21 protein-coding genes are annotated in these 25,061 nt (G+C 57.7%); 12 read left to right on the forward strand and 9 right to left on the reverse strand.

What is annotated here, in order from left to right:
• The first annotated feature begins 402 nt into the window (after positions 1-402).
• From ACP7BO_RS22970 to ACP7BO_RS23000, 7 genes are all read left to right on the forward strand, one after another.
• Positions 403-1,110, forward strand: coding sequence for a hypothetical protein (locus ACP7BO_RS22970; RefSeq protein WP_426212866.1), 708 nt, complete (start codon positions 403-405; stop codon positions 1,108-1,110).
• Positions 1,111-1,144: 34 nt separating this feature from the next.
• The gene (locus ACP7BO_RS22975) at positions 1,145-2,350 is read left to right on the forward strand and encodes a cysteine desulfurase family protein (protein WP_426212867.1); all 1,206 of its coding nucleotides are present in this window, start codon (positions 1,145-1,147) and stop codon (positions 2,348-2,350) included.
• 3 nt (positions 2,351-2,353) lie between these two features.
• Positions 2,354-3,535: an MFS transporter gene (locus ACP7BO_RS22980; RefSeq protein WP_397454376.1), complete on the forward strand. Its 1,182-nt coding sequence runs from the start codon at positions 2,354-2,356 to the stop codon at positions 3,533-3,535.
• A 180-nt stretch (positions 3,536-3,715) separates the two neighbouring features.
• The gene (hrpA, locus tag ACP7BO_RS22985; protein ID WP_397454375.1) at positions 3,716-7,630 is read left to right on the forward strand and encodes an ATP-dependent RNA helicase HrpA; all 3,915 of its coding nucleotides are present in this window, start codon (positions 3,716-3,718) and stop codon (positions 7,628-7,630) included.
• 176 nt (positions 7,631-7,806) lie between these two features.
• On the forward strand, positions 7,807-8,928 hold the full coding sequence (locus tag ACP7BO_RS22990; protein ID WP_397454374.1) for a beta-ketoacyl-ACP synthase III: 1,122 nt from the start codon (positions 7,807-7,809) through the stop codon (positions 8,926-8,928).
• A gap of 79 nt (positions 8,929-9,007) precedes the next feature.
• Positions 9,008-9,616, forward strand: coding sequence for an RNA polymerase sigma factor (locus ACP7BO_RS22995; protein WP_426212868.1), 609 nt, complete (start codon positions 9,008-9,010; stop codon positions 9,614-9,616).
• Complete coding sequence (locus ACP7BO_RS23000; RefSeq protein WP_426212869.1) at positions 9,610-9,843, forward strand: zf-HC2 domain-containing protein; 234 nt, start codon at positions 9,610-9,612, stop codon at positions 9,841-9,843. Before ACP7BO_RS22995 ends, ACP7BO_RS23000 begins: the two co-directional genes overlap by 7 nt.
• Positions 9,844-9,911: 68 nt before the next feature.
• Here the strand turns inward: ACP7BO_RS23000 and ACP7BO_RS23005 are convergent, their stop codons facing one another.
• The gene (locus tag ACP7BO_RS23005) at positions 9,912-11,204 is read right to left on the reverse strand and encodes a putative porin (RefSeq protein WP_426212870.1); all 1,293 of its coding nucleotides are present in this window, start codon (positions 11,202-11,204) and stop codon (positions 9,912-9,914) included.
• A gap of 348 nt (positions 11,205-11,552) precedes the next feature.
• On the opposite strand from ACP7BO_RS23005, the gene ACP7BO_RS23010 reads away from it, so the two are divergent.
• The gene (locus ACP7BO_RS23010) at positions 11,553-12,677 is read left to right on the forward strand and encodes a GNAT family N-acetyltransferase (protein WP_426212871.1); all 1,125 of its coding nucleotides are present in this window, start codon (positions 11,553-11,555) and stop codon (positions 12,675-12,677) included.
• 18 nt (positions 12,678-12,695) lie between these two features.
• On the opposite strand, the gene aqpZ is transcribed toward ACP7BO_RS23010, so the two are convergent.
• The 4 genes from aqpZ to ACP7BO_RS23030 all read right to left on the reverse strand — a co-directional run bounded on the left by aqpZ (position 12,696) and on the right by ACP7BO_RS23030 (position 17,206).
• Positions 12,696-13,397, reverse strand: a complete 702-nt coding sequence (gene aqpZ / locus ACP7BO_RS23015) for an aquaporin Z (RefSeq protein ID WP_426212872.1) — start codon at positions 13,395-13,397, stop codon at positions 12,696-12,698.
• 201 nt (positions 13,398-13,598) lie between these two features.
• Positions 13,599-15,431: an ABC transporter ATP-binding protein gene (locus tag ACP7BO_RS23020; protein WP_397454370.1), complete on the reverse strand. Its 1,833-nt coding sequence runs from the start codon at positions 15,429-15,431 to the stop codon at positions 13,599-13,601.
• A 119-nt stretch (positions 15,432-15,550) separates the two neighbouring features.
• On the reverse strand, positions 15,551-16,120 hold the full coding sequence (locus ACP7BO_RS23025; RefSeq protein WP_426212873.1) for a peptidylprolyl isomerase: 570 nt from the start codon (positions 16,118-16,120) through the stop codon (positions 15,551-15,553).
• A gap of 162 nt (positions 16,121-16,282) precedes the next feature.
• Positions 16,283-17,206, reverse strand: coding sequence for a LysR family transcriptional regulator (locus ACP7BO_RS23030; RefSeq protein WP_060694003.1), 924 nt, complete (start codon positions 17,204-17,206; stop codon positions 16,283-16,285).
• 179 nt (positions 17,207-17,385) lie between these two features.
• Between ACP7BO_RS23030 and ACP7BO_RS23035 the strand changes: the two genes are divergently transcribed.
• The 3 genes from ACP7BO_RS23035 (at position 17,386) to ACP7BO_RS23045 (ending at position 19,695) form a co-directional block, all read left to right on the forward strand.
• On the forward strand, positions 17,386-17,985 hold the full coding sequence (locus ACP7BO_RS23035; RefSeq protein ID WP_426212874.1) for an FMN-dependent NADH-azoreductase: 600 nt from the start codon (positions 17,386-17,388) through the stop codon (positions 17,983-17,985).
• A 251-nt stretch (positions 17,986-18,236) separates the two neighbouring features.
• The gene (locus tag ACP7BO_RS23040; RefSeq protein ID WP_426212875.1) at positions 18,237-19,097 is read left to right on the forward strand and encodes a carboxylate/amino acid/amine transporter; all 861 of its coding nucleotides are present in this window, start codon (positions 18,237-18,239) and stop codon (positions 19,095-19,097) included.
• A 37-nt stretch (positions 19,098-19,134) separates the two neighbouring features.
• The gene (locus ACP7BO_RS23045; RefSeq protein ID WP_397454366.1) at positions 19,135-19,695 is read left to right on the forward strand and encodes an RBBP9/YdeN family alpha/beta hydrolase; all 561 of its coding nucleotides are present in this window, start codon (positions 19,135-19,137) and stop codon (positions 19,693-19,695) included.
• 14 nt (positions 19,696-19,709) lie between these two features.
• Here the strand turns inward: ACP7BO_RS23045 and ACP7BO_RS23050 are convergent, their stop codons facing one another.
• From ACP7BO_RS23050 to ACP7BO_RS23065, 4 genes are all read right to left on the reverse strand, one after another.
• Positions 19,710-19,955, reverse strand: a complete 246-nt coding sequence (locus ACP7BO_RS23050) for a hypothetical protein (protein ID WP_426212876.1) — start codon at positions 19,953-19,955, stop codon at positions 19,710-19,712.
• A gap of 768 nt (positions 19,956-20,723) precedes the next feature.
• Positions 20,724-21,215, reverse strand: coding sequence for a hypothetical protein (locus ACP7BO_RS23055; protein ID WP_397454364.1), 492 nt, complete (start codon positions 21,213-21,215; stop codon positions 20,724-20,726).
• Positions 21,179-22,045: a winged helix-turn-helix domain-containing protein gene (locus ACP7BO_RS23060; RefSeq protein WP_426212877.1), complete on the reverse strand. Its 867-nt coding sequence runs from the start codon at positions 22,043-22,045 to the stop codon at positions 21,179-21,181. The genes ACP7BO_RS23055 and ACP7BO_RS23060 overlap by 37 nt, the downstream gene beginning before the upstream one ends.
• Positions 22,046-22,174: 129 nt before the next feature.
• Positions 22,175-23,443, reverse strand: a complete 1,269-nt coding sequence (locus tag ACP7BO_RS23065) for a mechanosensitive ion channel family protein (protein WP_060693987.1) — start codon at positions 23,441-23,443, stop codon at positions 22,175-22,177.
• A 192-nt stretch (positions 23,444-23,635) separates the two neighbouring features.
• Between ACP7BO_RS23065 and ACP7BO_RS23070 the strand changes: the two genes are divergently transcribed.
• Positions 23,636-24,982 carry a DEAD/DEAH box helicase gene (locus tag ACP7BO_RS23070; RefSeq protein WP_060696950.1) on the forward strand — a complete coding sequence of 449 codons (1,347 nt, stop codon included), beginning with the start codon at positions 23,636-23,638 and terminating at the stop codon, positions 24,980-24,982.
• Positions 24,983-25,061 lie beyond the last annotated feature (79 nt).

Consider the following 25,061-nt stretch of genomic DNA (forward strand, 5'->3'; position numbering starts at 1 on the left):
ATCTGTTGCTGCCCGGGCTGCAGGATACCCCTGCACCGATAACATCTGATGTCAGGGGCCGTCTTGAAAATCAAAGCCAGAAAATACACGGCCAGATAGCCTGATGGTTCTTTATAGAGAAAGGCTTTTCGGAGTTTTCTTAAGGTTCCCGAGTGGGTGCAGTCCTACCGTTGGATGCTGTAAATAGCAGTTGGTTAATGTGGATATGGCACAAAGCCCTTCCATAAAGATCAGATCCAGTCAGCCAAATCTGCTTTTTGATTTTTCCTGTTTTCGTTATATCGAGATGTTGTTCTGCATCCGGTATGGCAAACAACGCTTCAGATATTTTCGCCCCTTCAACCATGTTCGACGTATGTGCAGGCCCCTTGCGGTCTGTGCACCAGCACGAAGAGGATAGCCATGGACCAGCAAAATACGGATATCAGCGTACTGGCGGGAAACTCCCGCGTTTATTTGAATAATGACGCAGTGATTGTTGTTCAGGCACAGTTGCACGCCTTTGATGCGGCACTGCGGTTCAGCCGGCAATGCCTTGATAACGGACGAACGCTGCCAAGACTGTCTGTGGCGTTCGATCACTTCGGCATATTTCGTCTTCAGTTTCTGGATCAAAACCTCTCCAATGCCCAAAAACGGCGTCCGCGTCTGAGCCATCTCCATCCGTCAATACGGCACATCTTCCAGCCTGTCGCTGACAGGTACCGGATAGCACTCAGTGATATACGTGCGATCCACGAAGATTCTGCCCGTCAGCACCTTGCCCACACCCTGGCCACCGCCGACATTCCCGAACGACTCACCCGCAGGATGCTAACCGCAGCCCCGGCGCTGGGCGTGCATGCCGATCACGGGGAGAAAGCACAAAAGCTCACCTGCGCCGCCATCACCAAGGAGTATTTTGCCAGGGCCGCCGGCGACCATCGGCAGCCCAATACGCTGCTGGAGGTGTTCTTTGAGGACAGCGCCTGGTCCGACAGCCTGTCCTATGTGCGCGGGCTCCAGCTCAGTCACTTGCTGGGTGTCCCGGCCGCCATTCGATTGAATCTGGTCAACGAGGCGGGCGAAGTAAGACAGGGCGAGCAGATGACCCCCCGTGGATCACCCTGAGAGTAACAGTCGTCGCCATCATGGAGTACGTGAAATGTTCAGCCAGCACGGTCCAATTTACCTGGATAACAACGCCACGACAGCATTGGATCCTGAGGTCCTTCAGGCCATGATGCCCTATCTGACCCGGGCTTACGGTAACGCTGCCAGCACCGGCCATGCCTTTGGCTGGGAAGCGAGCGCGGCCGTTGAGCAAGCCAGGGCAATGATTGCCAGCGCCATCAATGCGGCCGGTCCGGCCGATATTATCTTTACGTCCGGCGCCACAGAGTCGGCCAACCTTGCCCTCTCAGGCCTTTTGCCCCGTGAGGGGGAAGAGAAGGGGCACATCATCACCTCGATGATCGAGCACAAAGCGGTGCTGGACTCCTGTGCCCGGCTCGCCGATGCAGGAACCTGCGTGACGTATTTGCCGCCGCAGCCAGACGGTATTGTTTGCCCGAACATTTTGTCCCGCGCCATCAGGGCCGATACACGTCTGGTCTCAATCATGGCGGCCAACAATGAAACGGGCACATTGCAAAAGATCGAAGAAATCGGTGCGATCTGCCAGAAGAGGAACGTACCGTTTCACACCGATGCCACCCAGGCGTTCGGCAAAGTCGCCTTTGATGTACGGCGCATGAATATCAGTCTGGCCACCTTTTCGGCCCATAAAATCTACGGCCCCAAGGGCGTCGGCGCGCTTTATGTCAACACGGCCGATCCGCGCCTGACCCTGTCGCCACTCATTGTCGGTGGGGGGCATGAGCGGGGCTTGCGTTCCGGCACCTTGAACGTTCCGGGGATTGTCGGCTTCGGCCACGCCGCACAACTGGCAATGGAAAACCTGCCCGCGGAATCGGCCAGATTATGTGAATTGCGAAACAGGCTGCGCCAGTCCCTGATCGACACCATTCCCTGCATTCGGATCAATGGCCATCTCACGGAGTGCTTGCCGGGGGTGCTCAATGTCTCCTTTTCCGGTGTGGACGCCGGCTCGCTGCTGCTCGAACTCCCGGATGTTGCGCTGTCTTCCGGGTCGGCCTGTACCTCAGCGCAGCCAGCCCTGTCACACGTGCTCCTGGCCATGGGGGCCAGTGATCAACAGATCCGTGCCAGCGTGCGCATAGGGGTGGGCCGGTTCAATAGCGAGAGTGAAATACGTTACGTCAGCCAGCGGCTGGCAGAGGCGGTGAAAATCCTGAGGTCCATGGCCCCCGGCTCATTCAGCACGCCGGCAACCAATACGGGAAACTGAACCATGCGCCACACATCAATGCCATTTATCCTGCTTGGCACGCTGTTCACCGCCGGCGGGTACGGTGCCACTTTTCTGATCTCCGCCTGGTTTCGCGCCCAGGGTGGCAGTGATGTGGATGCCGGCACGACCCTCAGCCTTGCGCTGATCGGTACTCTGATCGGAGTTCCCCTGGTTGGATGGTTCGCCGGAACAATCGACGCCGCGCGCCTGGCGGCCCTCGGGGCGCTTGGGCTGGCCTGCGGTTACGCCCTGCTGGGCAGCCTGGGTGGCGTTGATCCCGTGTATCTGCCCCGGCTGGCCGCACTGCTGATTGGCCTCGGCTGGGGCATGTTCTATCTCGGTGCCCCGCTGGCTTTGTCCGAACGGCTCAGCGATGCCGAGCGGGGGGCCGGTTTTACCCGTTTCAGCGCTTTCCAGATGACCGGCATTTGCGCCAGCCCCATCCTGCTTGCCGTGGCGATGGAGCAGGGCGGGTTTGCCCTCGAAACAACCTTCCTGTGGGTGGCTGCCATGGGGCTGACGGCCTGTCTTTTACTGGGAACTTTTGCTGTCAGGGAGCCGCGCTTGCGCCGCGAAACTTCACTGCGACCCTGGATAGGAAAAATCACCACGCTCGCCCGGAGCAGCGTGATCCGGCCCATCGTGATGGTCGGATTGGGTGGGGCAGTATTTTCCGGGATGATGGCGTTCCAGGATTCGCTTACCGAGGGCACCCGGGCCAGTGCCAGCACCTTCTTTGCCGTGCATGCCGGCACCGCCGTGGTATCGCGGCTATTACTGGCGCGTCACCTGTCGGTATGGCCACGGACGCCGTTAATTATCTGTTTGCTGGGGTGTCTTATCGCCGGTCTGGTTTGTCTGCTGGGCATGCCGGTGCATCCGGGGTTTCAGATTGCCGCGGCTGTCCTCACGGGCGCCGGCTATGGCCTGTTGTATCCGGTGATCCAGACCTGGGCGGTCAACCTTTCGCCGCTGGAAGACCGCCATGCGGCCCTGACCTGGTTTGTGGTGGCCTACTTTGTCGGCATATTCGGGTTTCCGGCCTTCGGTGGCTGGCTATTGGTGACAGCCGGCAAGACCTGGTTCATCTGGGCGCTGGTGGCCCTGGCTGCTCTGGAACTGGCGGTGGCGGTGGCGAGAAAGCCTCAGACCGCTGGCCGGCCGCTGCCCACCCCCGAGTAACGGCTCCTTTGGCATGGATGCCATATCAAGCGTCACCATCCTTCCCCGGTTTTCCTGCCCCATGACTTCGATGCCTGCACACAGGGCTACTGTGCAACCAGGGTGTAGATCCCGTTCACGGGTTCGGGCCAAATCTGCGACAATCCGCCCCCTGCATTTACGAAGACTTTTGCGCACCTGATGACTGACGAATCGCCTGCTATCGACCAACTGTTGAAAAACCTTGATCAAGCCATGATTGCCGACCGCCACAAGTTGCGCCGGCAATTGCATGAGCTGCGCAAAAAGCCTGAGGACGTTGCCAAACTGGCCGCATGGGCCGAGCGGGTGCAGGCGTCGTGCGCGCAGGTGAAAGCGCGGGCGGCCAGCGTGCCGCTGATTCGTTATGACGAGAATCTGCCGATTGCCGCCAAACGCGATGAGATCAAGGCAGCGTTGCTCAAGCATCAGGTGCTGATTCTGGCCGGTGAGACCGGCTCGGGTAAAACCACCCAGTTGCCGAAAATCTGCCTGGAGATCGGTCGCGGTCAACACGGTTTGATCGGCCATACCCAGCCCCGTCGAATCGCGGCGCGCAGCGTAGCCAGCCGGGTGGCCGAAGAACTGGCCACGCCGCTGGGCGCGCTGGTGGGTTACCAGGTGCGGTTTGAGGATCAAAGCGATTCCAACACCCTGGTCAAGCTGATGACTGACGGTATCTTGCTGGCCGAAACCCAGCACGACCGTTATCTGGAACGCTACGACACGATCATCGTCGACGAAGCCCACGAACGCAGCCTGAACATCGATTTCTTGCTGGGCTACCTGAAAATCCTGCTGCCGCGTCGGCCGGACCTGAAAGTCATCATCACTTCGGCCACCATCGATCTGGAGCGCTTCTCCAAGCACTTTAACGATGCACCGATTGTCGAGGTGTCGGGCCGCACCTTCCCGGTCGAGACCTGGTATCGCCCGCTGACCTCGGAGCAGGATGAAGAGGGCAATAGTGTCGAGGAAGATTTGAGCGTCGACCAGGCGATCATTGCCACCCTTGATGAAATCGCCGCCTTTGAACGCAGTGAGCGCAAAAGCCCCGGCGACGTGCTGGTGTTCTTGCCCGGTGAGCGGGAAATTCGCGACGCCGCCGAGATGCTGCGCAAGGCGCAACTCAAGCACACCGAAATCCTGCCTCTGTATGCGCGGCTGTCACCTGCCGAGCAGCAGCGCATTTTCCAGTCGCACCCGGGGCGTCGCGTGGTGCTGGCAACCAACGTGGCTGAAACCTCGCTGACGGTGCCGGGCATTCGCTATGTGATCGACAGCGGCACCGCCCGTATCAGCCGCTATAGCTATCGGGCCAAGGTTCAGCGCCTGCCCATCGAAGCGATTTCCCAGGCCAGTGCCAATCAGCGTAAAGGCCGTTGCGGTCGGGTTGAGCCGGGTATCTGTGTGCGTTTGTACGCCGAAGAAGACTTCAACGGGCGCCCGGAATTTACTGATCCGGAAATTCTGCGGACCAACCTTGCCGCCGTAATCTTGCAGATGTTGCACCTGCGTCTGGGCGAGATTACTGCGTTCCCGTTTATTGAACCGCCGGATGGTAAGGCCATCACTGACGGCTTCAACCTGCTGCAAGAGCTGTCGGCAGTCAATCGCGAGAATCAGCTCACGCCGCTGGGGCGTCAACTGGCGCGCTTGCCGGTGGACCCGCGCATGGGCCGCATGCTGCTGGAAGCGGCCAGGCTTGGCAGTTTGCAGGAGGTGTTGATTGTTGCCAGTGCGATGTCGGTGCAAGACCCCCGTGAACGTCCGCCCGAACGCCAGCAGGCGGCGGATCAGGCCCACGCGCAATGGAAAGACGTGGACTCCGATTTTGCCGGGCTGATCAATGTCTGGCGTGGCTTTGAAGAGCAGCGTCAGGCCTTGACCGCGAGCCCGTTGCGCAACTGGTGCCGCAAGAACTTCCTCAATTACCTGCGGCTGCGCGAATGGCGCGATTCACACCGCCAATTGAGTTTGATCTGTCGCGACATGCAGTTGACGGTCAATAAAGAACCGGCCGATTACCCCAAGCTGCATAAAGCGGTGTTGTCCGGCTTGCTCAGCCAAATCGGGCAAAAGACTGAGGAGGGTGACTACCTGGGCGCACGTCAGCGCCGGTTCTGGATTCATCCTGCCTCCGGCCTGGGTAAAAAACGCCCGCAATGGCTGATGACTGCCGAACTGGTCGAGACCACCAAGCTCTATGCGCGGATGGTGGCCAAGATCGAGCCGGACTGGATCGAGCCGCTGGCCGGGCACCTGATCAAAAAGAACTACTTCGAGCCGCACTGGGAGAAGAAGCGCGGACAAGTGGTGGCCTTTGAGCAGATCACCTTGTTCGGCCTGATTGTGGTCGGTCGCCGTGCCGTTCATTACGGGCCGATTGACCCGGTGATGTCGCGCGAGCTGTTTATCCGCGAAGGCCTGGTGCGGGGCGAAATCCAGTCGCGGGCCAAGTGCCTGACGGCCAATGCCCAACTGCTGGAACAACTCGACGAGCTGGAGGCCAAGGCCCGGCGCCGCGATATTCTGGCCGACGAAGAAACCCTGTACGCGTTTTACGACGCGCGCCTGCCCGCTGAAATTCATCAGACCGCGACCTTCGACAGCTGGTATCGCATCAACAGCCAGAAAGACCCGCAGCTGTTGATCATGCGCGAAGAAGACGTGCTGGCCCGTGAAGCCACTGAAATCACCGCCCAGCATTTCCCGGACACCCTGCATCTGGGGGATTTGACCCTGGAGCTCAGTTATCACTTTGAGCCCAACCACCCCCGTGACGGGGTAACGGTCAAAGTGCCTGCGCCGTTGCTCTCGGTGTTGCCGCCAGAGCGTCTGGAGTGGCTGGTGCCGGGCATGATCGAGGCCAAATGCATTGCTCTGGTACGCAGCCTGCCCAAAGCGCTACGGAAAAATTTTGTTCCGGTACCGGACTTCGTCAAGGCCGCCTTGCAACGCATGGCCTTCGCCGAAGGCTCGTTGCCCCAGGCGCTGGGCCGTGAGTTGTTGCGCATGACCGGGGCACGGGTGAGCGACGAGGCGTGGACTGAAGCGGCTCAGCAGGTGGAAAACCACCTGAAGATGAACCTTGAAATTGTGGATGGCGAAGGCAAGTTCCTTGGCGAAGGCCGCGATCTGGCCGAGCTGACAGCCCGCTTTGCGCAAGCCAGCCAGGCCGCGTTGGCGGTGCCGCAAACAGCGAAAAACCAGCAGCCGGTCGAGGCCAAAGTGTTTGCCCCGGTGGCTGAAAAAACCCAGCAGAAGATTGCCGGGTTGTCGATGACGGTTTATCCGGCATTGGTAGAAGAGGGCAACACCGTCAAGGAAGGTCGTTTCTCGACGCCGGCCGAGGCTGAATATCAACATCGGCGGGCGCTTCAGCGGTTGTTGATGCAGCAACTGGCCGAACCGGCCAAATTCTTGCGCGCCAAGTTGCCGGGGCTGACCGAACTGGGACTGCTGTATCGCGAACTGGGCAGGGTCGAGAGTCTCGTGGAAGACATTCTGCTGGCCAGCCTCGATAGCTGCATCCTTGAAGGCGAAGCCGTATTGCCGCGCGATGGCGCGGGCCTGGCTGCGCTTGCCGAGCGCAAGCGCGGGGCCTGGACCGAGCATGCCGAAAAGCTGGCCAGGCTGACGCTGGATATTCTCAAGCTATGGCACGGGCTGCAAAAGCGCTTCAAGGGCAAGATCGACCTGGCTCAAGCGGTTGCCCTGAATGACATCAAACAGCAGCTCGGCAATCTGGTGTATCCGGGTTTTGTCCGGGAAACCCCGGCAGTCTGGCTCAAGGAGCTGCCGCGCTACCTCAAGGCCATTGAAATGCGCCTGGAGAAACTCCCCGCTCAGGTCCAGAAAGACCGGGTCTGGAGTGGCGAGCTGAGCGGTTTGTGGGCGCAGTATCAGGCCCGGGCCACCAAGCACGCCCAGGAAGGCAAGCGCGACCCGCAACTGGAGCTTTATCGCTGGTGGCTGGAGGAATATCGCGTATCACTGTTCGGCCAGCAGCTGGGGACCAAAGTACCAATTTCGGACAAACGCCTGAGCAAACAATGGAGCCAGGTGGACGCCTGAATACCCTGCAGGAGCGAGCTTGCTCGCGAGCTCTTTAGCGGCTTGAAAGCTCGCTCCTGCAGAGATGGACGATCGTGAAGTAACGCCAAATGTTGCCGTTTATGGCAAACTTCGCCGCTATCACTGCCTGAAATGAATTCAATACCTTCTGTTTGAACAGAATAAGAGGAACGACCGTGCATAACGTCGTCATCAGCGGCACCGGCCTGTACACCCCGGCCAACAGCATCTCCAACGAAGAGCTGGTGCAGTCTTTCAATGCCTATGTACAGCAGTTCAATGCGGATAACGCCGCCGCCATCGAAGCCGGAGAAATCGAACCTCTGGCCGAGTCCAGCGCAGCCTTTATCGAAAAGGCCTCAGGCATCAAAAGCCGCTTTGTGATGGACAAGGCCGGCATCCTGGACCCGCAACGCATGCGCCCGCATTTGCCTGAACGCTCGAACGACGAAATGTCGATTCTCTGCGAAATGGCCGTGGGCGCCGCCAAACAGGCGCTTGAACGTGCGGGTAAAACCGCTGCCGACATCGATGGCGTTATCGTTGCCTGCTCCAACCTGCAACGTCCGTATCCGGCCATTGCGATTGAAGTTCAGCATGCGCTGGGTATCCAGGGTTTTGGCTTTGACATGAACGTTGCCTGTTCTTCGGCGACCTTCGGCATTCAGACCGCCAGCAACAGCGTCCAGCTGGGGCAGGCCCGCGCGGTGCTGTTGATCAGCCCTGAGGTGTGCACCGGCCACCTGAACTTCCGCGACCGCGACAGTCATTTCATCTTCGGCGATGCGGCCACCGCGGTGGTGGTTGAACGTGCCGATCTGGCCACTTCGCAGCATCAGTTCGACATTGTCAGCAGCAAACTGCTGACCACGTTCTCGAACAACATCCGCAACAACTTCGGTTTTCTCAACCGTGCTTCTGACGAATCCCCAGACAGCCCCGACAAGCTGTTCGTCCAGGAAGGCCGCAAGGTATTCCGCGATGTGTGCCCGATGGTGGCCGAGCTGATCGCTCAGCATCTGCAAGAGAACCAGCTCGACGTGGCTGATGTGAAGCGCTTCTGGCTGCACCAGGCCAACCTGAGCATGAACCACCTGATCGTCAAGCGCCTGCTGGGCCGTGAAGCCTCGATCGAAGAAGCGCCAGTGATTCTCGACACTTACGCCAATACCAGTTCGGCGGGTTCGGTGATTGCTTTCCACACGTATCAGGACGATCTGCAAAGTGGTGCACTGGCAGTGCTCAGCTCTTTCGGTGCGGGCTATTCGATTGGCAGCGTGATTCTGCGTAAACGCTGATCCCTAACCTCTGCAGGAGCGAGCGTTTAAAGAGCTCGCGAGCAAGCTCACTCCTACAGATCAGTAAGCAGAGGCACCCATGGCGGCTGACGATACAGAACTGCTCAAGCGTCTGCTGGCCGGGGAACAGCAGGCGTTCAGGGAGCTGGTCAGTAGTTATCAGGGGGCCATGCGTGCGGTGGCCTATGCCATTGTTGGCAGTCGGCATGCTGACGAAGCCGTGCAGGATGCCTGGCTGTCGGTGGTACGCAATATTGGCGGATTTGAATCGCGCTCGAGCCTGAAAACCTGGCTGCTGACCATTACTGCCAACGCTGCCAAAAACCGTTACAAGCAAAATCGCCGGGAAGTTCTGCTCGACGATTTACCTTCGCCTCACGGCACGATCGACGATGATCGGTTTTCCTCTGATGGTCACTGGCTGCTCGCGCCCCTGGCCTGGCATCAGGATACCCCTGAAGCCTTGCTCGCTGAAAATGAACTGCGTGAGTGCCTTGAGCACACGCTGCTCAGCCTCCCACAGTTGCAAAGCAGTGTGCTGGTGTTGCGTGAGCGTCAGGGGCTGGCGCTGGAAGAGATTTGTAATCTTCTTGATATATCCCTCTCCAATGTCAGGGTGCTGGTACATCGGGCCCGGCTTAAAGTCTTCGCGACCGTGGAGCATTTCGAGGAAACCGGTGAATGTTGACCTGCAAGCAATATGTTGCCCGGTCGAGTGATTATCTGGATGGTCAACTGACATTTCGTCAGCGCTTGAGGGTGCGCCATCATTTGCTGTTTTGTCCGAACTGCAGACGTTTTACCCGGCAAATGCGTTTGATGGGGGCAGTGCTTGCAGCAATGCCTGAAGAGCCGTCGATCGATCTTGAGGTGACGGTCAAAAGGATGATGCGCGAGCGGTCAGGCGGGGAATGAAAGGTCAAGTGAAGGCGTCGTCGACGGATAAGAGGGGATCGACGCTACCTTCACTCAACGGTTTGCTCTTAGAACTTGGCTTCTACATCCAGTTGCAGGGTGTTGGCGTTGGCATCTTTCTGGGTAGTGGTTGCGTAATCGGCCTTGGTCAGGAAGTACGTAACGCCGACACCAAAGTTCTTGTCGATCTCGTAGCCCACTTTGACTTTGTGCCCGCGTGAACCGGTAGTGCCGTTGGCAAAGTCAGAGTCTGTAAAGGCACCCACCACCGCGTTACGCTGAATATCGCGGTAGTTGTAGTCCAGGCTGAAGGCGTTCAACTTGCTTTTGAAACCCACCAGCCAGGCGTTGTCCTGATCACTGTCGGTGGCTGCGTTGTGTACGTATTGACCGTACAGCGACAGTGGTACCGGCAGGTTGGCGATATCGACCTGACCGAAGCCTTCGTACAGACGGAATTCGTCGGTGCTGTTGCCGTTAACGGCCAGCGCGCATGGCGTGGTTTTGGTGCCGGTAGTAGGGCAGGCGCTCTCCTTGTCATTGTTGTAGCTGTAAACACTGCCGCCCAAAGTCACTTTCAGGCTGTCGGTCGGTGCGAAACGGGCGCCCAACTGACCGGCATACAGGCTCAGGTCGTTGCGAAACTGCACGCCTTCGCCGTCGACGTTGTCCTTGAGGGTGTAGTAACCGGCGCTACCGAACATCTCGATGCCGCTGTTACCCAGGTTGTGTTTGTAAGTGGCCGCCAGACCTTCGGGGTTGATATCGCTGTCCCAGATCACGTCGCCCATGCTGACCCAGGGTTGCGGCATCTTGCCGCCGATCAGGTGCAGGTCCTTGACGGCTGTGGGGTGATAGTCGATGTAGGCCTGATCGAGCCACAGCTGTTTCTTGTCGAAATAGTTGTCCAGGTCCTGGTTGGTGGAGCGTGCATCGTCGCCTCCACCAGTGGCAATGCGGATACCGGTGTTCACTTGCGGGTTGATTTCGGTATAGGCGCCCAGGCGGGCACGGATTCGTTGGCGATCCTTGTTTTTACCATCGGATTCACCATCGATTTTGACCGTTTCCTGACGAACCCGGACGTCGCCCTTGAGTTCGGTCTTGGCAGCCCAGGCTACTTTTTGTTCGAAGGCGCTGAGGTCAGATTTTTTCACCTGATTGGCGACTGCTTCTTGTTGGGCCTGTTTCTCACTGGTCAGTTCGGTTTGCAGTTCGGCATATTGGGCCGGCGAAATGGAGCCGTTGGCTTTAAGCATTTCAAGCAATTTGGCATCGACCCCGGCACTTGCCGGAACGCTCATGGCCAATACCAGCCCCCCACACAGTCCCGCCGCAACCCGTGTAGATACAAGACGCATATGAAACTCCCAGTGTCGAGATGGCCCAGGCCATCTCAGAAAAATTCGGCCCTTGATGGGCTCGCATTAATGAAGCTGAGCCTGTTGCAGTTACACCGCTCATAGCCCCGTGTTCTAAGAAGCGGCGCCAGTATCGCGGCTGGATATGACAGAAAAGTGGCAAAGTGATAGCAAGTCTGTGACAGCGGTTTCGGGAGCCAACGGTTGTGGGAGCTGGCTTGCCGGCGAGGCCCCCCCCCCCCCGCGGCTTATCTGACACCCCGGGTTGATGCCATCGCTGGCAAGCCAGCTCCCACCCGGCATCAGGTGCTACCATCGCCGCTCTATGCCGCACTCCGGGGACAACCAATGCCGTTACACCGTCTGGACAGCCTGGGCGCCATCTCGGCCCATGAATGGGATGCACTGGTGCCAGTGGCTCAACCGTTCCTGCGCCATGCTTTTCTGAGTGCGCTGGAAGACAGCGTCAGCCTGGGGCCTCAGTCCGGCTGGCAGCCCGAGCACTTGCTGCATTATGAAAACGGCCAGTTGCTGGCAGCGCTTCCCAGTTATCGAAAATGGCATTCCTACGGTGAATACGTGTTCGATCATGAATGGGCCAATGCTTGCGAGCGGGCGGGCATTGAGTACTACCCCAAACTGCTGACTGCGGTGCCGTTCAGTCCGGTCAGCGGTCCGCGATTGCTCGCAGCCAGTAGCGCAGACGGGCTTGAATTGCTTGGCGCCTTGCCCGGTTACCTGGAGATAGAAGGGCTCAGCAGCGCCCATATCAATTTCACCGATGAGCTGGCCGATACGGCATTGTCACAACAGCCCGGCTGGCTGCAGCGGCTGGGCTGCCAGTTTCATTGGCAGAACCGTGGGTACCGTGACTTTCAGGATTTCCTCGATGGATTGAGTTCGCGCAAACGCAAGCAAATGCGCAAGGAGCGCGAGCAAGTGGCCGGGCAGGGGTTTGAGTTTGAATGGCTAGAAGGTCATCAAGTGAGCGAAGCGCAATGGGATTTCGTTTATGCCTGCTATGCCAATACCTACGCCGTGCGTCGACAAAACCCGTACCTGACCCGTGAATTTTTCAGTTTGCTGGCCGAGCGCATGCCCGAGTCCATTCGTGTAGTGCTGGCCCGGCAGGGTTCAAACCCGGTGGCAATGGCCTTCAGCCTGATTGGCGGGGACAGCCTGTATGGACGCTATTGGGGGTGTCTGGGCGAGTTCGACCGATTGCACTTCGAAACCTGTTTCTATCAGGGCATGGACTACGCCATCGCAGGCGGTATTCAGCGCTTTGACGCCGGTGCGCAAGGTGAGCACAAGCTGATCCGCGGCTTTGAGCCGGTCATCACCCATTCCTGGCATTACTTGCGCCATCAGGGTTTGAAAGCGGCAGTGAGCGATTTTCTGGCGCGTGAGCGGGTGGGGGTGCTGGCGTATGCCGAAGAGGCGAGGTCGGCTCTGCCTTACCGGCAGGCCTGATCCTCGCCGGGTTGCCTGTCAGCTGTTTTCCTTGCCCAGCCAGCGATACGTCAAGGCACCAATGGCCGCGCCCACCAGCGGTGCGAGCCAGAACATCCATAACTGCTCAAGTGCCCAGCCGCCTACGATCAAGGCCGGGCCAGTGCTGCGTGCCGGGTTGACAGAAGTGTTGGTGACCGGGATCGAGATCAGGTGGATCAGGGTCAGCGTCAGGCCGATGGCTATCGGTGCCAGACCTGCAGGGGCGCGCTTGTCGGTGGCGCCCATGATGATCAGGATGAACATCGCCGTCATCACCACTTCGCACACCAGCCCCGAGATCATCGAATAACCGCCGGGCGAGTGGTCGCCATAACCATTGGCGGCCAGTCCGCTGGCAGCCAGGTCAAAGCCGGGTTTGCCACTGGCAATCAAATACAGCAGCGCGGCGGCGATGATGCCACCCAGAACCTGGGCCACCATGTAGGCAGGCAACTCTTTTGCAGGAAAGCGCCCGCCCACCCACAGTCCGAACGATACAGCGGGGTTAAGGTGGCAACCGGAGATATGCCCTATGGCGAATGCCATGGTGAGGACGGTAAGGCCAAAAGCGAGTGCGACTCCAAGCAATCCGATACCGACGTGGGGGAAAGCTGCGGCCAGTACTGCGCTGCCACAACCACCAAGAACCAACCAGAAAGTACCAACCAACTCCGTAGCCGAGCGTTTGAGCAAGTTCATTTCAAGGTCCTGGATAGATAAATCTATCGACCGGATGACGCCGGGATGCATCCTGCGTTAATTGCAGAGCTCTCCTGAATTCATACTTCAGTACAGCAGGCCGCCAAGGATTGGCAAGCGCCCTGAAAAAAACGCCAGAGCCCTTTAAAACCGGGCGCTGGCGCTGTGTATCAGTGGCGTTACAGGTCTGCTTTTTCTACCTCAGTCCAGCCCTACAAAACCGCCTGTTTGATGCTGCCACAGACGTGCATACAAGCCACCATGGGCGAGCAGTTCGGCATGGGTCCCGGACTCGGCGATATGGCCTTTTTCCAGAACCACCAACCGGTCCATCCGGGCGATGGTGGACAGCCGGTGAGCGATGGCAATCACGGTTTTGCCTTGCATCAGGGTTTCAAGGCTTTCCTGGATGGCCGCTTCCACTTCGGAGTCCAGCGCAGAGGTGGCCTCGTCCATGATCAGGATCGGTGCGTTCTTGAGCAGTACCCGGGCAATGGCGATGCGCTGGCGCTGGCCCCCCGACAGCTTGACCCCGCGCTCACCCACGTGGGCGTCGAAGCCGCTGCGGCCCTGGGCATCGGACAGGTTGGGGATGAACTCGTCGGCGCGGGCCTTGCGTACCGCCTCCCAGAGTTCTTCATCGGTGGCGTCCGGTTTGCCGTACAGCAGGTTGTCGCGGATCGAGCGATGCAGCAGCGAGGTGTCCTGGGTGATCATGCCGATTTGTTCGCGCAGGCTTTCTTGAGTGACTTCGGCAATATTCTGACCGTCGATCAGGATTCTTCCGCCTTGCAGGTCGTACAGGCGCAGCAGCAGGTTGACCAGCGTTGATTTGCCCGCGCCGGAAGGGCCGATCAGGCCGATCTTTTCGCCGGGTTTGATCACCAGATTGAGGTCGCTGATGATTCCGCTGCGTTTGCCGTAGTGGAAATCCACGTGTTCAAAGCGCACTTCGCCGCGGTCTACGTTCAGGCGCGGTGCCTGTTCACGGTCAGTTACGGCAACAGGCTGGGCGATGGTCTGCAAGCCGTCCTGGACCATGCCGATGTTTTCAAAGATGCCGTTGACCACCCACATGATCCAGCCGGACATGTTGACGATGCGAATCACCAGCCCGGTTGCCAGGGCAATTGCCCCCACACTGATCAGTGACTGGCTCCACAGCCACAATGCCAGGCCGCTGGTGGTCACGATCAACAGGCCGTTGAGGGTGGTGATGGTGACATCCATGCTGGTCACGACGCGGCTGGCCAGCTGGGTTTTCTCGGTTTGCTCGATGATGGCTTCGCGGGCGTACTGCTGCTCGAAGTTGGTATGGGCAAAGAGTTTGAGGGTGGTGATGTTGGTATAGCCGTCCACAATCCGGCCCATCAGTTTGGAGCGGGCGTCGGAGGACACCACCGAGCGTTCTTTGACACGGGGCACGAAGTAGTAAAGCGCGCCGATATAGCAGGCGATCCAGGTCAGCAGCGGGATCATCAGGCGCCAGTCAGCCTCGGCAAACAGCACCAGCGAGCTGATGGCATAGATCAATACATGCCACAGGGCATCGACGGCCTGCACGGCCGAGTCGCGCAGCGAGTTACCGGTTTGCATGATGCGCTGGGCAATACGCCCGGCGAAGTCATTTTGAAAGAAGTTGAGGCTTTGCTTGAGCACATAGCTGTGGTTTTGCCAGCGGATCATGCTGGTCATGCTCGGGCTCAGGGTCTGGTGCACCAGCAGGTCATGCAGGCCGAAGAAAATGGGGCGAATAATCAGTGCAACGACCGCCATCCAGATCAGCTCGTTGCTGTGGATTCTGAAGAAATCGGTATTGGGCGTGCCCTGGGTCAGGTCAATCAGTGTGCTCAGGTAGCTGAACAGAGAGACTTCGATCAAGGCGGCAATCAGCCCGACCACCAGCAGGGCGGCAAATATCGGCCACACCTGGCGCAGGTAGTAGTAATAAAACGCCCAGACAGTACTGGGTGGAGCAGGCGTGGGAGCTTCGCGGAAAATATCGATCAGCTTTTCAAAATAGCGATAAAGCATTGGCACTGACGCCCGCAGCGCGGGCTCTCCTTTAGTGTATGACCCCCCACAATCCTGCAGGAGCGAGCTCGCTCCTGCAGGTTCAGTATTCGGTCAAATTCCTTGCGTGAACCCTTCCGTCAGTCGATGCGCTTGGCGGACTTGATGAACACAGGATCGATCGGGACATTCTGCATGCCTTGTTTGGTGGTGGTCTGCGAGTTGACGATCTGGTCAACCACGTCCATGCCATTCACAACCTTGGCGAATACGGCATAACCGGCGTCACGGCCCGGGTCCAGAAACGCGTTGTCAGCCACGTTGATAAAGAACTGGCTGGTGGCGGAATTCGGGTTGGAAGTACGGGCCATCGACAGGGTGCCACGCACGTTGTGCAGGCCGTTGCTGGCTTCGTTCTTGATCGGGTCGCGGGTCGGCTTTTGGGTCATTTGCTGGGTAAAACCGCCGCCTTGCACCATAAAGCCCGGAATCACACGGTGGAAAATGGTGTTGTTGTAGAAGCCGCTGTCGACGTACTCCAGAAAGTTTTTGCTGCTGATCGGGGCCTTGACCGGGTCCAGTTCGATTTCGATCGTGCCAAAGCTGGTGACCAGCTCAACATGGGGCACTTTGGTCGGTGCGGGGGTGGCCGCCATGAGGTTGGCAGCGAAGAGCAGGGCACCGGCGGCGAGGGCAATTTTTTTCAGCATGGGTCTAGGATCCTGGACAGTGGGAGCAACTGCGCGAGAGCACTCACGCACGATGGAATAGGGTGATGGCGGGACCGGCCGGTTCAGACTGGTCGCGCACTTTGGACAGGATATTCGCGATCATTGTTCCTGCCCACCGTTGTCATGCCCGCACAGGGTTGATCAACCTTGCAGGGGGGCTGCAAAAGGTGCGTCCAGAGGCGCTGTATCAAAGGTACGCAATAGCTCGACAAGTATTTGTGTGGCCGGGCCCAGGGGTTTGTCTTTGTTGGAGTACAGGAAGAACAGCGGGTGACGGCTGCCGCCCTGATCCATAGGCAACTGTTTGAGCACGCCTTCCTTGAGTTCGCGTTCAATCATGTGCCGCGGCAACCAGGCAAACCCCAGGCCGCTGCCCACAAAGGCTGCAGCCGTAGCCAGGCTGCCGACGGTCCAGCGCTGTTCCGCTCCCAGCCAGCCCATGTCGCGCGGTTGCTGGCGTCCCGAGTCGCGGATCACCACCTGAAGCTGGCTTTCGAGATCCTGAAAATGCAATTCGCGCTGCAGACGATGCAGCGGGTGATCAGGGTGCGCAACGGCAACAAACTCCACGGCACTGAGCTCGGCGCCCAGATAGCCGGGGATGTTGAAGCTGCTGATGGCCAGGTCGGCCACGCCCTCAAGCAGTACCTCTTCAACGCCCGACAGGACTTCTTCGCGCAAGCGCACACGGCAGCCGCGGCTTTGCGGCATGAACGCGGTCAGGGCGCGTACCAGCCGTGCATTGGGGTAGGCCGCATCGACCACCAGCCGTACTTCGGCTTCCCAGCCCTGCTCCATATGGTGGGCCAGGTCTTCGAGCTGGCTGGCCTGCTTCACCAGTTGCCGGGAACGGCGCAGCAACACCTCACCGGCTTCGGTGAGCACCGCTTTGCGCCCGTCGATACGTAACAACGGCACGCCGAGTTGATCCTGCATGCGGGCCACGGTGTAGCTGACGGACGATTGAGAGCGATGGAGGACTTCAGCTGCCTGGGCGAAGCCGCCGTGGTCTACCACCGCTTGCAGGGTGCGCCATTGATCAAGGGTTACACGGGGCGCCTTCACGATGAATTCCTTTGCCGGGAGTCTGGGTTATTGCGATCTGCAGCAGCGGCTACAGGTGATCGCTATATCAACAGGATTATAGATAGGTTGAAGCAAATTTTTGCGCTTTTTCATCGAAGCTTTGCCCTCTAATCTTCGCTCCATCGTCTTACAGCATTTACAGATGGAGTCTAGCCAGCATGTCACGAGTTCTGATCATTGAAAGCAGCGCGCGCCAGCAGGATTCGTTTTCCCGTCAGCTGACCCGCCAGTTCATCAGCCAATGGCAATCGGTCCACCCCGGTGATCAGATCACCGTTCGCGACCTGGCATTGAACCCGGTGCCGCACCTGGACGCTGACCTGCTGGGGGGCTGGATGAAACCTGAAGAACAACGTTCTGCAACTGAGAAAGCCTCCCTGCAGCGCTCCAACGAGCTCACCGATGAGCTGCTGGCGGCTGATGTGCTGGTGATGGCGGCGCCGATGTACAACTTTGCGATTCCAAGCACCCTCAAAGCCTGGCTTGACCATGTGCTGCGGGCCGGTACCACCTTCAAATACACAGAAACCGGGCCCCAAGGGCTGCTGACCGGCAAGAAAGCCTACGTGCTGACGGCGCGTGGCGGGATCTATGCCGGCAGCCCGGCGGACCATCAGGAACCCTATCTGCGTCAGGTGATGGCTTTCATCGGCATTCACGACGTGACCTTCATCCATGCCGAAGGGATGAACCTGGGCGGTGACTTTCAGGAAAAAGGTTTGAACCAGGCCAAGGCCCGGCTTTCTGAAGTCGCATAGGCTGTTAATCGACAGATAATCGGCGGCGGGCTTAATCGCTTCATTGCTCCTTCAAGCATGCGGTTCGCGCATCGAACCTCCCTTTGCACTTCTCTCCTGAGTGCTCATACCCGGTCAGCTTTAACGCTGGACCGGGTTTTTTTTGGCAGGCGTTTCGCCTGCGGCGCAAAACCGCTAATGTCGCGCCCTGCGAAACAAGCCGGCGGACGTATCTGCCGTCAGGCAATCACGACTTTCCGGGCGAGACATTCATGGGTTATCTGCTAATTGTGACGCTGATTCAGGCGTTTTCCTTCAGCCTGATTGGTGAGTATCTGGCTGGACACGTCGACAGCTACTTTGCAGTGCTGGTGCGGGTGGTACTGGCCGGGCTGGTGTTTATCCCGCTGACCCGCTGGCGCCAGGTGGAAACCGGTTTCATGCGCGGCATGCTGTTGATCGGTGCCTTGCAGTTCGGCATCACCTACGTCTGTCTGTACCTGAGCTTTCGCGTGCTCACGGTGCCCGAAGTCCTGTTGTTCACCATCCTCACGCCGTTGCACGTGACATTGATTGAGGACGCCCTTAACCGGCGCTTCAACCCCTGGGCGCTGGTAGCGGCGATGGTGGCTGTATCGGGGGCGGCAGTGATCCGCTTTGACAGCATCAGCGGGGACTTCTTTAAAGGCTTCCTGTTGTTGCAACTGGCCAACTTCACCTATGCCGCCGGTCAGGTGCTGTACAGGCGTCTGGTGGCGCGCTATCCCACCGAATTGCCGCATTACCGACGTTTCGGTTTCTTTTACCTCGGCGCGTTGGCGGTGGTATTGCCGGCCTTCCTGGCATTCGGCAAAGCCGACTTTTTACCCGACGCGCCTTTGCAGTGGGGCGTGCTGGTGTTTCTGGGGCTGGTCTCCACGGCCTTGGGCATGTACTGGTGGAACAAAGGTGCCTGCCTGGTCACGGGGGGCACTCTGGCGGTGATGAACAACCTGCATGTGCCGGTGGGGTTGTTGCTCAACCTGCTGATCTGGAATCAGCACGAACCGCTGGGCAGGTTGTTCCTTGGGGCAGGGGTGATTCTGCTTGCCGTGTGGATCAGCCGCCTAGACCGCAGGGCTGTGACGGTCTAAGGTTTTTGGCAACCCATCCACCTCATGGAGACCAGAGATGACAGTCAGGGTGTTGATCTTGCCGGGTCTGTTCAATTCAGGAGCAGAGCATTGGCAATCACAGTGGGAACAGCGTTACAGCGGGTTGCACCGGGTCAAGCAGCAGGACTGGCAAACCCCGGCCTGTACGGATTGGGTGCAGCGCCTGCAAGAGAAAGTCGCGGGCAGCCAGCGCCCTGTAGTTCTGGTGGGGCATAGCCTGGCCTGTACACTGATTGCGCGTTGGGCGCAGCAGCACCCGCAAGCGGCTGAACGTGTTCGTGGTGCGTTGCTGGTTGCGCCCAGTGATACTGAAGCTGACAGTTACCCGTCGGGTACCTCGGGTTTTACTCCCATGCCGCTCAATCGTCTGCCTTTTGACTCTATTACTGTGGCCAGCACTGACGATCCGTATGTATCCGTCGAGCGCGCAACCGCCTTCAGCGATGCCTGGGGCAGCGAACTGGTCATGTTGCAAAAGGCGGGGCATATAAACGGTGATACCGGTTACGGTATATGGCCGCAAGGGATTGGGCTCTTATTCAAACTCACCGGTGATCCGCAATTTAAATCCCAGTGATGTTATAAGCCGCATTAACCCTTCTGATAAAAGATATGAGGGTGTGTGGCTTTAATCAAAGAATCACACCAGGGGTTAGCGGCGCCAAATTTATGTTGCAGCCATTCTGCAGGCACATACACATGATCAAAACAAATAAGGTTCGGGACTTTATCCTGTAACGATGCAAGGCTGACTTCTTTTTCCGAACCGCCCATGGCCGCCGCCATGAATACAGTGCCGTCCGGTGTTAGTGCCAGCGAGCGCTTCCAGGCAGGCAAGTGACGCGTTCTTTTGCAAATGGGTTTTATCCAGCGTATAGGGCGAGCCACGGAATATCTCTCCATGTTATGGGGCGGGTGCTGTTTCGGGTCGGTGTGGCGAGGAATAGGTATTGCGGTAGACGTCGTTCATTTGTTGCAGGGGGGTATAAAAACCTGAGGCAGTGTTCGAATGATACTGGGTGATCAAATCGATATTGAATGGCGCGGACGCAGTGGCTTTCGACGCCCCGGTTGAGTAGCGCGCGTCAGGGGCGCCAGCATAGTTGAACGGCATTGAGTCTTTTAATGTATGGGCCAGCGTAGGCAATAACCCATCAGGATCGTGGTCTGTCGCTGGAAGAGCAGTTGGGGGCTGAAAATGGCTCTGGCACACGGCAGTGTAAAACAGGCATAGGCTCAGGCAGTACCGGAGCAACCGGTGTGGGTACGCACGTGTCATTCGATAAGCTCATGGGGCTGACTTAAGGGAGGGACACGGTAGCGCAGGGGGAAAAGGCGGGCTTGTGCGTAGTCTTAATTAACCTTACTGAACCATAATCCTGGCCGGTTTTCAGTCGGAAAATTGAAAGGTCCAAGCAAGGGCGACTAAAGTTTGCTGGTTTAATGCCGGTGGTTTTTAACGCCATAAATGCCGTTTTTTTGTAATTAACCATAGGCTGGCCGCTGCTCTGTACTCGGCGTTTAGTTAGCTTCTGTCCCTCAGGCGTCTTGCAAAACACCCGCAGTCTTGGCCCGGGTGTTTTGATGCCGGCACTTGTATTTCACCTACCGGGGTACATGGCATACGCCGGTCAAAAAATTGTTGATGTTGTAGTAGTACTCGTTATCGGAAAAGTAATTGAACGTCATCAGGCCGCCGTGCATGCCCCTGGACATGAATGGCGTGTTCTTGCCTGCCGTGTCGTTATCGAAAATCACCACGTTGGAGGTTTCGAACAGGAATCTTGAGGTGTCGAGTTTTTCAGTCGAAACTTCAAATTTCCGGTTGTAAATATAGGTGACGTTATCCGGGCTTTTAATTTTGTAGTACACATAGATGGCATCTTCCTTGGGGGAGATGGTGATGTCACCTGCGCCAGACCATCGGTCAGCGCTGTACTCCATATTGTTGAAGTAAACAGAGGCGTAACAAGGGGCTCTGGGTATGTCTTTGTAAATAATCCAGGCATGGCGCGCACTCAGGCAACCAAAAACCAGCAGGGATAACAGACCTGTACAGATTAAGGTTTTTTGCCAACGATCTGGTAATTGGTGCATATGGCCTCTCCTTTACTTTCAGGCTTTTCGCAACTGATCACTAGCTGTGACAATGGCTTTCTGACGTAATAACTGGTGCCTGAAAACAGCAGGTTGGGGTCAAAAGGTTTCATGTGTTCGGCAATGTCATCCCTGGATAATTTCTCGCTGGACTCGACATACAGTGTGTGGCCGTTCTCGCTCCAGATGGCTTTCCAGCCTTCAAGTTCCGGAGGGCCGCAGAGCATTAGCCAGGCATAAACGACCGGCATCACCAGCCCGCCAAGCACGACGGCATAGCCCGCAATGATTCTGAAGTAGTTACGGGGTTGTGGAGCCGGTACCGGGGAGGGAGCAGGCGCAGGGATCACAACAGCTTGAGCGCTCGAGGGCTCGGGCAGTAAAGTCGGTGCGCCTGATTCTGCGGGGTATTGAATGGGGGTGTTTTCAGCGCCGGGCTCTGTCTGCACGCTGTCGTCATGGGGTTCACGTTGACTGCTCAGGGTGACAGTGCACAGCAGAAGCACCCCTCTTCTGGGCAGGGTTTTGATGGCATGGCGGGACAGTCCGATTACCGAGAAGTGCGTGCGTAATGTGTGCAGGGTCTTGTAATAACTGCCATCGGATACCACGAGACCGCGTTCGCCCCACACTCGGCTGATAAGTAACTCTTTATCGGATACGCCATCTATCAGTGCGAGCAAAAAGTCGCTTTCGTTACTGCCTAACTGTGCGGTTTTTTCGTCCCTGGTGAGTTGCATTAACTCTGGATCATACAAGCAAGCAGGCTCCATCCCGCGTTGCGCTGATTCAGCGTCTGTTTGTTTCACCTGTTTTGTTCCTTGTGTCACTTAAGCCTGACCGTGTGCACATAGATTATGCCGGTTTAGCGCTGTGCACTTGAAGACGTCAGTGTTAACCGTGGAGACACTATTCATTCTTTTTCAGGCCGGCGCGACTCCAGGAGTCGCGCCGGTTGATCAGGGTTCTTTAGCCAGCACGGGCATCAGGCCGTTGCGCAGATCATTGCCGCTCGGCTGTTGATAGATGCTCAAGCCGAACTCGGGCATCACTGACAATAGATAGTCAAAGATATCGCCCTGGATTTGCTCGTACTCGTTCCACACCGTGGTGCGGGTAAAGCAGTACACCTCCAGCGGCACGCCTTGGGCTGTGGTTTGCAGCTGACGCACCATGCACGTCATATTTGGCTGAATTTCGGGATGGCTTTTGAGATAAGCCAGCGCATAGGCGCGGAAGGTCCCGATATTGGTCATGCGTCGACGGTTGGCTGCCAGAGCGGCCACGTTGCCCTGTGCTTCGTTCCAGCTTTTGAGTTCAGCCTGTTTGCGGTGCATGTAATCACTGAGCAGGCGTATTTGCTCCAGACGCTGTTCCTGTTCATCGGTCAGAAACCCGATATTTCCGGCATCGATAAACAGGCTGCGCTTGATCCGGCGTCCGCCGGATTGCTGCATGCCTCGCCAGTTCTTGAACGACTCGGACATCAGGCGCCAGGTCGGTATCGAGACGATGGTTTTGTCAAAGTTCTGCACCTTGACGGTGTGCAGGGTAATGTCGATGACGTCGCCATCGGCGCCGACCTGAGGCATTTCGATCCAGTCGCCGACCCGCAGCAGGTCGTTGCTGGTCAACTGCACGCTGGCCACGAACGACAGCAAAGTATCCTTGTAAACCAGCAAGATGACCGCAGACATCGCGCCCAGGCCCGAGAGCAGCAGCATCGGCGAGCGATCGATCAGCGTCGCGACAATGATGATGGCGGAAAATACATACAGCAGCATTTTGGTCAGCTGGATGTAGCCTTTGATCGGACGGGTCTTGGCGTAGTTGGTGCGCGAATAAATATCAAGCAGGGCATCGAGCAGGGCGCTGATCACACGGGTCAGCACAAAGATGGTGATGGCCAGGGCCAGGTTGCCGAGGAAGTGGCGACCGGTTTCGCTCATCTCCGGCACCAGGTTGCGTCCGAACTGCACCATCAGCGATGGCGTCAATTGCGCCAGGCGGTGAAACACCTTGTGCTGGCGCAGATCGTTGATCCAGTGCAGGGCGGGTTGGCGACCAAGCATCTTGGTAATACGCAAAATCACAATGCGCGCGACGTGTCCGGCCAGCAGGGCGACGCCCACCAGCACGATCAGACCGAGGATGGTCGATACCCAGGGATGTTGGTCCAGGTTGGTGTAAAGATCCTGAATTTGAGTCCAGAGTGTTTGAGTTTCCATAAGCGAAAGCGTGATCCCAAAGAAAAATATCCTTGGGATTAGAGCACTTCAGAGCGATTTATGGGCTTTCGTTGTACTAAAGACACTGAAAAACCATTTGTTTCATGCCGTTTGTACAAAGAAACTCGGCCTGGACGCTCGAAACGGTTAATCTATGCCGCTGATTTTTTGCATTTCTTCGAGGTAGCACCCGTGTTTTCCGATTTCGCCCTGCACGAACGCCTGCTTAAAGCTGTGGCCGAGCTTAAATTTGTCGAGCCAACGCCTGTGCAAGCCGCGGCCATCCCGCTCGCGCTCGAAGGGCGTGACCTGCGGGTTACAGCTCAAACCGGGAGTGGTAAAACGGCCGCTTTCGTTCTGCCGATTCTTAACCGCCTGATCGGCCCTGCCAAGATCCGTGTGAGCATCAAAGCGTTGATCTTGCTGCCGACTCGCGAGCTGGCACAGCAAACGCTGAAAGAAGTTGAGCGTTTTTCCCAGTTCACGTTCATCAAGTCCGGTCTGATCACCGGCGGTGAAGATTTCAAGGTTCAGGCTGCCATGCTGCGCAAGGTGCCGGATATCCTGATCGGTACTCCGGGTCGTTTGCTGGAGCAACTGAACGCCGGCAACCTGGACCTCAAAGAAGTTGAAGTGCTGGTGCTCGACGAAGCCGACCGCATGCTCGACATGGGCTTCTCCGAAGATGTTCAGCGTCTGGTCGACGAATGCCCGAACCGTCAGCAAACCATGCTGTTCTCGGCCACCACTGGTGGTTCCGGCCTGCGCGAGATGATCGGCAAGGTCCTGAACAATGCCGAGCACTTGCAGCTCAACCAGGTCAGCCAGCTGAACGCTACCACGCGTCAGCAAATCATCACCGCTGACCACAACCAGCACAAAGAACAAATCGTTAACTGGTTGCTGGCCAACGAGACCTATCAAAAAGCCATCATCTTCACCAATACCCGTGCCATGGCTGACCGCATCTACGGTCGCCTGGTGGCGCAGGATTACAAGGCGTTCGTCCTGCACGGTGAGAAAGACCAGAAGGATCGCAAGCTGGCGATCGACCGCCTGAAGCAGGGCGGCGTCAAGATCCTGGTGGCCACCGACGTGGCGGCCCGTGGTCTGGACGTTGATGGCCTGGACATGGTGATCAACTTCGACATGCCTCGCAGCGGTGATGAATACGTCCACCGTATCGGCCGTACCGGCCGTGCGGGCAATGATGGCCTGGCGATCTCGCTGATCTGCCACGGCGACTGGAACCTGATGTCCAGCGTTGAGCGTTACCTGAAGCAAAGCTTCGAACGCCGCACCATCAAGGAAGTCAAAGGCACCTACGGCGGACCGAAAAACGTCAAGGCCTCGGGCAAAGCCGTTGGCGTGAAGAAGAAAAAGACCGATGCCAAGGGCGTCAAGAAGAAGACCGGCGCCAAGGCACCGACCAAGCGTAAAATAGCCAACCGCCCTAAGACCGATGCGCTGTCGCTGGTCAGCAAGGACGGCATGGCGCCGCTCAAGCGCCGCAAGCCAGAAGCACCAGCCGCTGAATAAGGCGCTGGCGTGACATAAAAAACCCCGGCCAAGGCCGGGGTTTTTTGTGGGTTTTGATTACGCCACAACACCTGAGGTG

This window comes from Pseudomonas sp. TWR2-1-1 (assembly GCF_049897045.1).
Taxonomy (GTDB): domain Bacteria; phylum Pseudomonadota; class Gammaproteobacteria; order Pseudomonadales; family Pseudomonadaceae; genus Aquipseudomonas; species Aquipseudomonas versuta.

Coding starts and splice junctions, on each gene's coding strand:
- ACP7BO_RS22995 (WP_426212868.1), top strand. CDS start 9,008: ATGGCGGCTGACGATACAGAACTGCTCAAGCGTCTGCTGGCCGGGGAA.
- ACP7BO_RS22970 (WP_426212866.1), top strand. CDS start 403: ATGGACCAGCAAAATACGGATATCAGCGTACTGGCGGGAAACTCCCGC.
- ACP7BO_RS23045 (WP_397454366.1), top strand. CDS start 19,135: ATGACAGTCAGGGTGTTGATCTTGCCGGGTCTGTTCAATTCAGGAGCA.
- ACP7BO_RS23025 (WP_426212873.1), bottom strand. CDS start 16,120: ATGCTGAAAAAAATTGCCCTCGCCGCCGGTGCCCTGCTCTTCGCTGCC.
- ACP7BO_RS22975 (WP_426212867.1), top strand. CDS start 1,145: ATGTTCAGCCAGCACGGTCCAATTTACCTGGATAACAACGCCACGACA.
- ACP7BO_RS23065 (WP_060693987.1), bottom strand. CDS start 23,443: ATGGAAACTCAAACACTCTGGACTCAAATTCAGGATCTTTACACCAAC.
- hrpA (WP_397454375.1), top strand. CDS start 3,716: ATGACTGACGAATCGCCTGCTATCGACCAACTGTTGAAAAACCTTGAT.
- ACP7BO_RS23000 (WP_426212869.1), top strand. CDS start 9,610: ATGTTGACCTGCAAGCAATATGTTGCCCGGTCGAGTGATTATCTGGAT.
- ACP7BO_RS23035 (WP_426212874.1), top strand. CDS start 17,386: ATGTCACGAGTTCTGATCATTGAAAGCAGCGCGCGCCAGCAGGATTCG.
- ACP7BO_RS23010 (WP_426212871.1), top strand. CDS start 11,553: ATGCCGTTACACCGTCTGGACAGCCTGGGCGCCATCTCGGCCCATGAA.
- ACP7BO_RS23055 (WP_397454364.1), bottom strand. CDS start 21,215: ATGCACCAATTACCAGATCGTTGGCAAAAAACCTTAATCTGTACAGGT.
- ACP7BO_RS23040 (WP_426212875.1), top strand. CDS start 18,237: ATGGGTTATCTGCTAATTGTGACGCTGATTCAGGCGTTTTCCTTCAGC.
- ACP7BO_RS23005 (WP_426212870.1), bottom strand. CDS start 11,204: ATGCGTCTTGTATCTACACGGGTTGCGGCGGGACTGTGTGGGGGGCTG.
- ACP7BO_RS23020 (WP_397454370.1), bottom strand. CDS start 15,431: ATGCTTTATCGCTATTTTGAAAAGCTGATCGATATTTTCCGCGAAGCT.
- ACP7BO_RS22980 (WP_397454376.1), top strand. CDS start 2,354: ATGCGCCACACATCAATGCCATTTATCCTGCTTGGCACGCTGTTCACC.
- aqpZ (WP_426212872.1), bottom strand. CDS start 13,397: ATGAACTTGCTCAAACGCTCGGCTACGGAGTTGGTTGGTACTTTCTGG.